Genomic DNA, 10,506 nt, shown 5'->3' with positions numbered 1-10,506 from the left:
GCGGTTTTGGTTTTAGGGGTTTGGTCGCACAAACATCTTCAACCAAATCGCCGTTCTTGTTCAGGGCTCCCCGGAAATGCGCGAAGAACCTAAAAAAAGCGGGGCGCTTGGCCCCGCCTTCATGCACAGCGGACGCTACTCGTCCATCTGCGACTGCAGATAGTTTTCCATGCCGACCTTGGTGATCAGATCGAGTTGGGTTTCCAGCCAGTCGATATGCTCTTCCTCGGATTCGAGGATGTCCTCCAGCAGCTCGCGGCTGCCGTAGTCGCCGACGCTTTCGCAATACGCGATGGCGGCCTTGAGGTCAGGCAGTGCCTGCTGTTCCAGCTTGAGATCGCACTCAAGCATCTCCTTGGTGTTCTCGCCGATCAGTAGCTTGCCCAGGTCTTGCAGATTGGGCAGGCCCTCCAGGAAGAGGATGCGCTTGATCAGCTTGTCCGCGTGCTTCATTTCATCGATGGATTCGTGGTACTCGTGGTGGCCGAGCTTCTTCAGGCCCCAGTCCTCGTACATGCGCGCGTGCAGGAAATACTGATTGATCGCGACCAGCTCATTGCCGAGGATCTTGTTGAGATGCTGGATGACTTGCTTGTCGCCTTTCATGGTGAGCCTTGCCCCTGCTGTGGTGTGTAATAGGCAAGTCTGGTCCCGCCAAAAAATGCTGTCAAACCCTAAGTTGTTGAAATATCAGCAAAATCTAATCCGAATAGGAATGTTTTCGTTCCGCATTGAAGCGCTAACCGCTTGAATTCCGGGCATAAAAAAGCCGGACATCAAGTCCGGCTCGTTTTAACGCTGTGTTCAGGCTGCGACGAAATTTGCGGCTGGGTAGGTCATTACGCCCTGGCTGCTCTGCACCTCGGTGAGGGTCTCGCGAACCACCTGCTTGGCCAGGCAGGCGCATTTCCCGCATTGGGTGCCCACACCCAGAGTTTCGCGGACATCCTTGTAACTGCAGCAACCTTCATAGATCGCATCACGGATTTGACCGTCGGTGACACCCTGGCAAAGACACACGTACATAGGGTAAGGCCCGGTACAGAAATGGCTGATGCGAAAGATACTAATCTTAATGAGAATGATTGTCAAAAGTTTGGGCGGATGCCGCGTGATAGAGCCGTCTCCGAATTGAAAGCATGTTGCCAGACAAGGGTTTTGCCCGGTGGGCGGAGGGAAAAAAGCGGTGGGCGCGGGCTGAATCCGGGGTGTATCATGGACGGCCCTTGCGGAGCGGGCCGCGTCATCGCAATGTCGCGTGCGGGTGTCAACCTGGGACCGGCCTAGCACCTCACCTCATGACTCAAGGAGATTCTGGAATGAGCGTACTCGTTGGTAAAAAAGCGCCCGATTTCACCGTTGCTGCCGTGCTCGGCAATGGCGAGATCGTCGATAGCTTCACTCTGTCCTCGGCGATCAAAGGCAAATACGGCCTGGTGTTCTTCTACCCGCTGGACTTCACCTTCGTCTGCCCGTCCGAACTCATCGCCCTGGACCACCGCATCCCCGAGTTCCAGGCTCGTAACGTGGAAGTGATCGGTGTTTCCATCGACTCCCACTTCAGCCACAACGCCTGGCGCAACACTCCGGTGGACAAAGGCGGCATCGGCCCGGTCAAGTACACCCTGGCTGCCGACATGAAACATGAAATCGCCAAGGCTTATGACGTTGAGTCCGAAGGCGGCGTCGCCTTCCGTGGCGCGTTCCTGATCGACAAGGAAGGCGTGGTGCGTTCGCAGATCGTCAACGACCTGCCGCTGGGTCGCAACATGGACGAGCTGCTGCGTCTGGTAGACGCCCTGCAGTTCACCGAAGAGCACGGCGAAGTCTGCCCGGCCAACTGGAAGAAGGGCGACAAGGGTATGACCGCTTCGCCGGAAGGTGTGGCCAAGTACCTGGCCGAGAACGCCTCCAACCTGTAAAGCGTTCCGATCGTGAAGAACCCGGCCTTGGCCGGGTTTTTTCTTTCTGGGGGCGATCAGTCGTCGAAGTCCTGCCAGCCGCCGAGCTCCTTCCAGCGGTTGACGATGCCGCAGAACAGGTCGGCGGTCTTCTCGGTGTCGTAGCGCGCCGAGTGGGCTTCGCGGCCGTCGAACTCGATACCGGCAGCCTGACAGGCCTTGGCCAGCACGGTCTGGCCATAGGCGAGGCCGGCCAGGGTGGCGGTGTCGAAGCTGGAGAAGGGGTGGAAGGGGTTGCGCTTAATGCCGGTGCGGGTCACCGCGGCATTCAGGAACGCCAGGTCGAAGTTGCTGTTGTGGCCGACCAGGATGGCGCGCTTGCAACCGTTGGCTTTCACCGCCTTGCGTACGCTACGGAAGATTTCATGCAGTGCATGCTCTTCGGCCACGGCCATGCGCAGTGGGTGATCCAGCTTGATGCCAGTGAACTCCAGCGCGGCAGCTTCGATGTTGGCGCCCTCGAACGGTTCGACACGGAAGAAGTGGGTGTGCTCGGGGAAAAGAAAGCCCTTCTCATCGATGCCGATGGTAACCGCGGCGATTTCCAGCAACGCATCGGTGGCCGGATTGAAGCCGCCACATTCAACGTCCACCACGACCGGCAGGTAGCCGCGGAAGCGGCGCGCCATGGGATGACGGGGGCCAGGGGGGAGGCTGCCGTCGAGTTCTTCGTCGTACAGGTCTTCACTCACGCAGGGTTCTCCAGCAGGCGCCAGCGCAGTGTTTCACCGGCGCGCAGCGGAATGACGGTCTGCTCGCCGAACGGCAGGCTCGCCGGCGCCGTCCATTCTTCACGGACTAGCGTGATCTGCCCGCTGTTCCGTGGCAGGCCATAGAAATCGGGGCCGTGGTGGCTGGCGAAGGCTTCCAGCTTGTCCAGGGCATTGCGCTGCTCGAAGGCTTCCGCGTACAGCTCGATGGCGGCGTAGGCGGTGTAACAGCCGGCGCAACCGCAGGCGGCTTCCTTGGCATGGCGGGCATGGGGTGCGGAGTCGGTGCCGAGGAAGAACTTCGGGCTGCCGCTGGTGGCGGCGTCCAGCAGGGCTTCCTGGTGCACGTTGCGCTTGAGGATCGGCAGGCAATAGAAATGCGGGCGAATACCGCCTACTAGCATGTGGTTGCGGTTGTAGAGCAGGTGATGGGCGGTGATGGTGGCGCCCACGTTGCTGGAAGAGCCCTGGACGAACTGCACCGCGTCGCCGGTAGTGATGTGTTCGAACACCACTTTGAGCGTCGGGAAGCGCTCCACCACGCGGGTCAGGTGCTCGTCGATGAACATCTTCTCGCGGTCGAACACGTCCACTTCGCTGCGCGTGACTTCACCGTGCACCAGCAGCGGCAGGCCGACTTCGGCCATGGCTTCCAACGCCGCGAAGATATTGTCGATACGGGTGACGCCGGAGTCCGAGTTAGTGGTGGCGCCGGCCGGATAGAGCTTGGCGGCATGCACGAAGCCACTGGCCTTGGCCTCGCGGATTTCCGCAGGTGTGGTGCGGTCGGTGAGGTAAAGCACCATCAGCGGCTCGAAGCGGCTGTCGGCGGGGCGGGCGGCGAGAATGCGATGGCGGTAGGCGTCGGCTTGTTCGGCATTGCGGACCGGCGGCACCAGATTGGGCATGACGATGGCGCGGCCGAAGGTCCGCGCGACATCGGCGACAGTCTGGGTCAGGGCGGCGCCGTCGCGCAGGTGGATATGCCAGTCGTCGGGACGCAGCAGGGTCAGGCGGTCGGACATGGGGAATTCCAGGCGGGTGAAACGTGGCGTGCAATGCTACCGGAAAAGGCCCGCGGCGGCACGCCGCACGTGCCCCGGATCGCAGCAGTGGGCCCTGGCGCTCAAGTTTTTTCGCCGCGCACCGATACCTCGGAAGAGTACTCATCCCTTCCGGAGCCCGCCGTGCGCCTGCGCTATTTCGCCCTGCTCAGCCTGTTCGCCAGCCTGCCGGCCACGGCCATCACCTTTCAGACGCGCCTGGAAAAGGTGGAGTGGAAGGTGGAGGGCGATCAGTTCGAATGCCGTCTGACGCAGCCGGTCACCCGTTTCGGCAGTGGCGAGTTCGTCCGCCGTGCCGGCGAGCAGGCAACCTTCCGCCTCAAGGCCGGCGAGCGCTGGATGGGGCCCGGTTCCGCGACCCTGCTGGCGGCTGCCGCACCTTGGCAGCCGGGGCGTGGGGATGTTTCGCTCGGCGTAGTCAACGTCGGTAGCGGCGAGATTCCCTTCAACAGCTCCCAGCAACAGGCTGCCCGTCTGCTCAGCGGATTGCTCGAAGGGCGCAGCCCGGTCGTGCGCCACCGCACGCTGCAAGGCGGCGAGGCGCTCGAGGTGCGTCTGCTTCCGGCCAAATTCGAGCAGGCCTACCACGATTACCTGGCCTGCACGGCGAAGCTGCTGCCGGTGAATTTCGACCAGATCAAACAGGCGCAGGTCGGCTTCCCCAGTGGCGGAACCGCCCTGGACGACCTGGGACGGGCCAAGCTGGACATCATTCTGCAATTCCTCAAGGCGGACCCCAGCGTCAACCGCATCCTGCTCGACGGCCACTCGGACAACAGCGGCAACCGGTTGACCAACCGCGATCTGTCGCGGCGACGGGCATTGGCGGTGCAGGAATACCTCCAGGCCAACGGCGTGCCGGCCGAGCAGATCACCCTGCGCTTCCATGGCGAGCGCTATCCGCTGGCGCCAAATACCAACGAAGCCAACCGGGCGAAGAACCGTCGGGTGACCTTGCGTCTGGAGCGCGAGGCCGAATCCGCGGCCCCGGCACAGGCTCCAGTGGCGGCGCCGGCCGCGGCTTCCTGAGTCGCGCATCCGTAAGATTCCGTCGCTTCGTCGTCAGAAGCTGTCGCGCCCCTGTAAATTGGCCGCGTAGGCCAGTAGAATCACGGGTTTTGCGAACAACCCCGTGGAGTGGATGGCATGGCGGACGTGAAGAAGGTTGTCCTGGCGTATTCCGGTGGCCTGGATACTTCGGTGATTCTCAAGTGGCTGCAGGATACCTATGCCTGCGAGGTGGTGACCTTCACCGCCGATCTCGGCCAGGGCGAGGAAGTGGAGCCCGCTCGCGCCAAGGCCAAGGCGCTGGGCGTCAAGGAAATCTACATCGACGATCTGCGCGAAGAGTTCGTGCGTGATTTCGTCTACCCGATGTTCCGTGCCAACGCCGTCTACGAGGGCGAGTACCTGCTGGGTACTTCCATTGCCCGTCCGCTGATCGCCAAGCGCCTGATCGAGATCGCCAACGAAACCGGCGCCGACGCCATTTCCCACGGCGCCACCGGTAAGGGCAACGACCAGGTTCGTTTCGAACTGGGCGCCTATGCGCTCAAGCCGGGCGTCAAAGTGATCGCTCCCTGGCGCGAGTGGGACCTGCTGTCCCGCGAGAAGCTGATGGATTACGCCGAAAAGCACGGCATCCCGATCGAGCGTCACGGCAAGAAGAAATCCCCGTACTCCATGGACGCCAACCTGCTGCACATTTCCTATGAAGGCGGCGTGCTGGAAGACACCTGGACCGAGCACGAAGAGGACATGTGGCGTTGGACCAAGTCCCCCGAGGCCGCGCCGGACACCCCCACCTACATCGAGCTGACCTACCGCGCCGGTGACATCGTCGCCATCGACGGCAAGGACATGACCCCGGCCCAGGTGCTGACCGAGCTGAACCGCATCGGCGGCGAGAACGGCATCGGCCGCCTCGACATCGTCGAGAACCGCTATGTCGGCATGAAATCCCGCGGCTGCTACGAGACCCCTGGCGGCACCATCATGCTCAAGGCGCACCGTGCCATCGAGTCGATCACCCTGGACCGCGAAGTCGCTCACCTGAAGGACGAGCTGATGCCGCGCTACGCCAGCCTGATCTACACCGGCTACTGGTGGAGCCCCGAGCGCCTGATGCTGCAGCAGATGATCGACGCCTCCCAGGCCAACGTGAACGGCGTCGTGCGTTTGAAGTTGTACAAGGGCAACGTCATCGTGGTCGGCCGCAAGTCCGACGACTCGCTGTTCGACCTGAACATCGCGACCTTCGAGGAAGACGGCGGCGCCTACAATCAGGCGGATGCGGCCGGTTTCATCAAGCTCAACGCTCTGCGTATGCGCATTGCGGCGAATAAGGGCCGCAAGCTGTTCTAAGACAGCGGCAGGCTTGCAAGCGGTAAACGCGAACCCCGGCCACAAGCCGGGGTTCGCCATTCATAGCCATGAGGAGAAGAACGATGCGACTGTTGCATACCATGCTGCGCGTCGGCGACCTGGATAAATCCATCGCCTTCTACACCGAAGTGCTGGGCATGACCCTGCTACGGCGCAAGGATTACCCGGACGGGCAGTTCACCCTGGCGTTCGTCGGCTATGGCGACGAGGCACACAACAGCGTGATCGAGCTGACCTACAACTGGGGCGTCGACCAGTACGAGCTGGGTACTGGCTACGGCCATATCGCCCTGGAAGTGGAAGATGTCTACAAGGCTTGCGAAGACATCCGCGCCCGCGGCGGCAAGATCACTCGCGAGCCGGGACCGATGAAGCACGGGAGCAGCATCCTGGCCTTCGTCGAGGACCCGGATGGCTACAAGATTGAGCTGCTTTCGCCGTCGCGTAACGACTGACGGCGACGTAACAAAAAGCCCCGCTTCGGCGGGGCTTTGTTCATTCGACGAACCATCAGAGATCGAAATCGTAATCGGCGAGCTGCTTCTGCAGGCGGCGCTCTTCGAGGTAGTTGTCGATGATGCGACGCTTGGTGAGGTTGGTCTTGGCTACTTCCACCACGGCTTCGGCTGCTTCTTCCGAATCTTCCGCGACGAAGTCATCCTCAAGCTCGATTTCAGCTTTGTCAGTGGCCATGTATTCACTCCAGGCTACGGGGTGCTATTGGCGCACCTTATAGCGGCAAAGCCGGAGCGGGTAAAAAAGATTTTTTCAATCGACTGATCAGTAATCGCAATAAACGATCAATCGTCCGATGTCTTGTGCTTGTACTCGCACAAATCTTCGATTCGGCAACTGCCACACAGTGGCTTGCGCGCCTTGCACACGTAGCGACCATGGAGAATCAGCCAGTGGTGGGCGTCGAGCAGATAGTCCTTGGGGACGAACTTCACCAGCTTGCGCTCCACCTCCAAGACGTTTTTGCCGGGGGCGATGTTGGTGCGGTTGGCGACCCGAAAGATGTGCGTGTCCACTGCCATGGTCGGCTGGCGGAAGGCGGTATTCAGTACCACGTTGGCGGTCTTGCGGCCCACGCCGGGCAAGGCTTCGAGATCTTCGCGGTTGTCCGGGACCTGGCTGCCGTGCTTCTCGATGAGAATCCGGCAGGTCTCGATGACGTTCTTGGCCTTGCTGTTGTAGAGGCCGATGGTCTTGATGTATTCGGAAAGCCCTTCCACCCCCAGCGCATGGATGGCTTCGGGCGTATTGGCGACCGGAAACAGCTTCGCCGTAGCTTTGTTTACCCCGACGTCGGTGGCCTGGGCCGACAGAATCACGGCGATCAGCAGCTCGAAGGGCGTGGTGAAGGCCAGCTCGGTGGTCGGATTGGGGTTGTCTTCGTGCAGGCGGCGAAATATCTCCAGGCGCTTGGCTGCGTTCATTCGATCACTCCGGTCACGCGAACGCGGCGGCTCTGTACGGGAACCTGCGGCTGGCGTGCCTTGGCGCGTTCGGCAAGGCTTTCGTCGACGCGGTTCTTCAGGGCGATCAGCAGGCCCAGGACGAGGAACGCGCCGGGTGGCAGGATCGCCAGCAGGAAGCCTTTGTACTCGGGGAATACGGTGACCTGCCAATCGGCGGCAATCGGGCCGAACAGCAGGTGCATGTTGGCGAACAGTGCGCCGGTGCCGAACAGCTCACGCAGGCCGCCCAACACCACCAGCACCAGGCAGAAGCCGAGCCCCATCATCAGGCCGTCGAAACTGGCCAGTGCCGGGTTGTGCTTGGCGGCGAAGCCGTCGGCGCGGCCGAGGATTACGCAATTGGTGGTGATCAGCGGGATGAAGATGCCGAGGATCTGGTACAGCTCATAGGTGAACGCCTGCATCAGCAGCTCGATGCAGGTGGTCAGCGCGGCGATGATCATCACGAAGGCCGGCAGCCGTACCGCGGTATTGACGACCCCGCGCACCAGCGACACCGCGAGGTTGGAGCAGGTCAGCACCAGCGCGGTGGCGAGCCCCAGGCCCAGGGCGTTGACGGTGGAGTTGCTGACGCCCAGCAGCGGGCAGAGGCCAAGCAACTGGACCAGCGCCGGGTTGTTCTTCCACAGGCCGTTGAGGGTCAGCTCGCGATAACTGGGATTAGCCATTGGGGTTCACCTCGGCGAACAGCTCCGCCTTGTGCGCATCGAAGAATTGCAGGGCCTTATGCACCGCCTTGACCACCGCCCGCGGTGTGATGGTGGCGCCGGCGAACTGGTCGAACTCGCCGCGATCCTTCTTCACCGCCCAGCCGGCTTCGTCGGGGTTGCTCAGCGATTTGCCTTCGAACCCGTGCATCCAGGGGCTCTTGGCCAATTCGATCCGGTCGCCCAGGCCAGGGGTTTCCCGGTGGCTGAGCACACGCACGCCGGCGAGGCGGCCGTCCACCTGGATACCGACCAGCAGGCGAATGGCCCCGCTGTAGCCGTCCGGCGCCGTGGCCTGGAGGATGATCGCGGTGGGCTTGCCTTCCTTGAGCGCGATATAGGCCGGTTGCGGAGCCTTGCTGCCCAGCAGTGGGTCGTGCAGCTCAATGCTGTTGTCCAGCAAGTGGTTGTCGTAGCTGCCGGCCGGGAGGATTTCGCCGAGCACGCGTATCTGCGCCTCGTGGGCGGAGCGCTCGATGCGCGCGGCGGTGCTTTGCTGGATCAGGCTCACCACGCCCACCGTGGCCACGGCGAACAGGCCGAGGACCAGGCTGTTCTTCAGCATCGAACGGCTGATTTCAGGCAGCACGGTGTCATTCTCCCAGCTTGAAGCCGCGCTCGGCCTTGCGGTGGCCGTAGGTGCGCGGGCGGGTGTAGTAGTCGATGGTCGGCGCCGCCAGGTTCATCAGCAGTACGGCGAAGGCGACACCGTCCGGGTAGCCGCCCCAGGTCCGAATCACGTAGACGAGAATGCCGACGCCCGCACCGAAAATCAGCCGGCCGAGCTGGCTGGTGGCGCCGCTGACCGGGTCGGTGACGATGAAGAAGGCACCGAGCATGGTGGCGCCGCTGAGCAGGTGGAACAGGGGCGAGCCGTGGGTATCCGAGCCGGTGCCGTTCCAGAAGATCAGGCTCATCAGGGCCAGGGTGGCGAGCATCCCGACCGGTGCGTGCCAACTGAACAGGCGCTTGTAGAGCAGGAAGAGGCCGCCGGCCAGGAGCGCCAGGTTGACCCATTCCACGCCGGCGCCACCGAAGCGACCGAAGGCCGGGTTCTGCGCACGCAGTTCGTCCATGGTCAGGCGGTTGTTGATCTTCAGGCTGTCCAGTGCGGTGGCGTGGGCCCAGCCGTCGGGTAGTGCGGCGATGCCGAAGATTTGCTTGAGCCCTTCGCCGATGCCCACGCTGTGGGCGGCGGGCCAACTGGTCATTTCCACCGGGAAGGAAATCAGCACCACGACATAGCCGATCATGGCCGGGTTGAACGGGTTCTGCCCGAGCCCGCCGTAAAGCTGCTTGCCGAAGACGATGGCGAAGGCGGTGGCGATCAGCGTCAGCCACCAGGGGGAATAGGGGGGCAGGGCCAGGGCGAGCAGGACGGCGGTGACCAGTGCGCTGCCATCCTGCAGGAAGAACAGCACGGGGCGCTGGCGCAGACGCAGGATCGCCGCTTCGGTGGCGAGCGCCACGGCACTCGCCAGGCACAGGTTGACCAGCGTGCCGACGCCATAGAGCCAGGTCAGGGCCAGCGCGCCGGGCAGGGTGGCGGCGAGTACCAGCAGCATGACCCGCTGGGTCCGGTTGCTGCCCTTGGCGTGGGGCGAGGTGATGCGTGGCAGGGCCATCGGCTCTCCGGTCGTTCGCTTGTGCCCTCCCGCAGGAGGGCTGTCGGTCAGTTCGTGTGCTCGCCCAGACGGCGTTCGGCTTCGGCGAGCCGGGCGCGGGCCGCATCCAGGGCATCCGCCGGTGCGTTCTCGTCGCGTTCCAGCTTACGCAGATCGGCACGGGCGAAAGCGATTTCGGTTTTCAGTTCGCGGGTCCTGTCGTCCACCGGGCGCTTGTCCACCAATGCGCGGTCTGGCTCGGGCCGATTGGTGGCCGCCTCGGCGGCATGCAGGGCTTGCTCCGCATCGCGGACAGCATCGCGCAGCTTGCTCAGTTCGGCGTCGTCGGCCGCGGCTTTTTCAGCTTTCTTCAATTCCGCACGCTTCATGGCCAGTTCGATCTTGGCTTTCTTCAGCGGATCGATAGCCTGGGCTTCCGGCTTGGGCTCGGCGGCTGGAATCTGGCCCTCCAGCTCGGCAAGGGCTTTCTCGGCGGCGGCGAGTTGGCTGCGCAACTGCTCCAGCTCGGCCTGCTGCTCGGCGCTAGGTGCTTCGATCTTTTCGGCCTTGCGGATCTGCGCCTTGAGCATGGCG

13 protein-coding genes and 1 pseudogene are annotated in these 10,506 nt (G+C 62.8%); 4 read left to right on the top strand and 10 right to left on the bottom strand.

Annotated features, from left to right (window positions below):
- Positions 1-135: 135 nt before the first annotated feature.
- Together bfr and BZL41_RS25200 are read right to left on the bottom strand one after the other, a co-directional pair.
- Positions 136-606 (bottom strand): bacterioferritin, encoded by a 471-nt coding sequence (gene bfr / locus BZL41_RS25205; protein WP_095601797.1) that lies wholly within the window; start codon positions 604-606, stop codon positions 136-138.
- Positions 607-804: 198 nt separating this feature from the next.
- Positions 805-1,026, bottom strand: a complete 222-nt coding sequence (locus BZL41_RS25200; RefSeq protein ID WP_095601799.1) for a bacterioferritin-associated ferredoxin — start codon at positions 1,024-1,026, stop codon at positions 805-807.
- Between the two features lie 293 nt (positions 1,027-1,319).
- Here BZL41_RS25200 and BZL41_RS25195 point away from each other — a divergent pair, with 293 nt between their 5' ends.
- Positions 1,320-1,922 (top strand): peroxiredoxin, encoded by a 603-nt coding sequence (locus BZL41_RS25195; RefSeq protein ID WP_095601796.1) that lies wholly within the window; start codon positions 1,320-1,322, stop codon positions 1,920-1,922.
- Between the two features lie 56 nt (positions 1,923-1,978).
- Here the strand turns inward: BZL41_RS25195 and rnt are convergent, their stop codons facing one another.
- A complete protein-coding gene (gene rnt / locus BZL41_RS25190) occupies positions 1,979-2,653 on the bottom strand; it encodes a ribonuclease T (RefSeq protein WP_084338251.1) in 675 nt (224 codons plus the stop codon).
- Positions 2,650-3,696 carry a dihydroorotase gene (pyrC, locus tag BZL41_RS25185; RefSeq protein ID WP_095601795.1) on the bottom strand — a complete coding sequence of 349 codons (1,047 nt, stop codon included), beginning with the start codon at positions 3,694-3,696 and terminating at the stop codon, positions 2,650-2,652. Before pyrC ends, rnt begins: the two co-directional genes overlap by 4 nt.
- Before the next feature lie 162 nt (positions 3,697-3,858).
- Here pyrC and BZL41_RS25180 point away from each other — a divergent pair, with 162 nt between their 5' ends.
- The 3 genes from BZL41_RS25180 to gloA all read left to right on the top strand — a co-directional run bounded on the left by BZL41_RS25180 (position 3,859) and on the right by gloA (position 6,575).
- Positions 3,859-4,764, top strand: coding sequence for an OmpA family protein (locus BZL41_RS25180; protein WP_095601794.1), 906 nt, complete (start codon positions 3,859-3,861; stop codon positions 4,762-4,764).
- Between the two features lie 117 nt (positions 4,765-4,881).
- The gene (locus BZL41_RS25175; protein WP_084338245.1) at positions 4,882-6,099 is read left to right on the top strand and encodes an argininosuccinate synthase; all 1,218 of its coding nucleotides are present in this window, start codon (positions 4,882-4,884) and stop codon (positions 6,097-6,099) included.
- A gap of 83 nt (positions 6,100-6,182) precedes the next feature.
- Positions 6,183-6,575 carry a lactoylglutathione lyase gene (gloA, locus tag BZL41_RS25170; RefSeq protein WP_095601793.1) on the top strand — a complete coding sequence of 131 codons (393 nt, stop codon included), beginning with the start codon at positions 6,183-6,185 and terminating at the stop codon, positions 6,573-6,575.
- 55 nt (positions 6,576-6,630) lie between these two features.
- Here gloA and BZL41_RS25165 read toward each other — a convergent pair whose 3' ends face one another.
- The 6 genes and pseudogenes from BZL41_RS25165 to BZL41_RS28710 form a co-directional block, all read right to left on the bottom strand.
- Positions 6,631-6,813 (bottom strand): PA3496 family putative envelope integrity protein, encoded by a 183-nt coding sequence (locus BZL41_RS25165; protein WP_095601792.1) that lies wholly within the window; start codon positions 6,811-6,813, stop codon positions 6,631-6,633.
- 107 nt (positions 6,814-6,920) lie between these two features.
- Complete coding sequence (gene nth, locus BZL41_RS25160; RefSeq protein WP_084338239.1) at positions 6,921-7,559, bottom strand: endonuclease III; 639 nt, start codon at positions 7,557-7,559, stop codon at positions 6,921-6,923.
- A complete protein-coding gene (locus tag BZL41_RS25155; RefSeq protein ID WP_095601791.1) occupies positions 7,556-8,269 on the bottom strand; it encodes an electron transport complex subunit E in 714 nt (237 codons plus the stop codon). Before BZL41_RS25155 ends, nth begins: the two co-directional genes overlap by 4 nt.
- Positions 8,262-8,897 (bottom strand): electron transport complex subunit RsxG, encoded by a 636-nt coding sequence (gene rsxG, locus BZL41_RS25150; protein ID WP_174706206.1) that lies wholly within the window; start codon positions 8,895-8,897, stop codon positions 8,262-8,264. Before rsxG ends, BZL41_RS25155 begins: the two co-directional genes overlap by 8 nt.
- A gap of 4 nt (positions 8,898-8,901) precedes the next feature.
- Entirely contained in the window at positions 8,902-9,933 is a 1,032-nt protein-coding gene (gene rsxD / locus BZL41_RS25145; protein ID WP_095601790.1) for an electron transport complex subunit RsxD, read from the bottom strand.
- A 47-nt stretch (positions 9,934-9,980) separates the two neighbouring features.
- Positions 9,981-10,506: pseudogene (locus tag BZL41_RS28710) on the bottom strand (electron transport complex subunit RsxC); the annotation flags it as partial.

The sequence above is a fragment of the Pseudomonas sp. PIC25 genome (assembly GCF_002286785.1).
GTDB lineage: Bacteria > Pseudomonadota > Gammaproteobacteria > Pseudomonadales > Pseudomonadaceae > Pseudomonas_M.
Note: the sequence above shows the minus strand (reverse complement) of the source record. Positions and strands in the feature narration are given on the sequence as shown.

Bases quoted from the DNA above. Each gene is read 5' to 3' on its own strand.
- bfr (WP_095601797.1), bottom strand. From the start codon at position 606: ATGAAAGGCGACAAGCAAGTCATCCAGCATCTCAACAAGATCCTCGGC.
- nth (WP_084338239.1), bottom strand. From the start codon at position 7,559: ATGAACGCAGCCAAGCGCCTGGAGATATTTCGCCGCCTGCACGAAGAC.
- BZL41_RS25195 (WP_095601796.1), top strand. From the start codon at position 1,320: ATGAGCGTACTCGTTGGTAAAAAAGCGCCCGATTTCACCGTTGCTGCC.
- gloA (WP_095601793.1), top strand. From the start codon at position 6,183: ATGCGACTGTTGCATACCATGCTGCGCGTCGGCGACCTGGATAAATCC.
- pyrC (WP_095601795.1), bottom strand. From the start codon at position 3,696: ATGTCCGACCGCCTGACCCTGCTGCGTCCCGACGACTGGCATATCCAC.
- rsxD (WP_095601790.1), bottom strand. From the start codon at position 9,933: ATGGCCCTGCCACGCATCACCTCGCCCCACGCCAAGGGCAGCAACCGG.
- BZL41_RS25175 (WP_084338245.1), top strand. From the start codon at position 4,882: ATGGCGGACGTGAAGAAGGTTGTCCTGGCGTATTCCGGTGGCCTGGAT.
- BZL41_RS25155 (WP_095601791.1), bottom strand. From the start codon at position 8,269: ATGGCTAATCCCAGTTATCGCGAGCTGACCCTCAACGGCCTGTGGAAG.
- BZL41_RS25200 (WP_095601799.1), bottom strand. From the start codon at position 1,026: ATGTACGTGTGTCTTTGCCAGGGTGTCACCGACGGTCAAATCCGTGAT.
- BZL41_RS25165 (WP_095601792.1), bottom strand. From the start codon at position 6,813: ATGGCCACTGACAAAGCTGAAATCGAGCTTGAGGATGACTTCGTCGCG.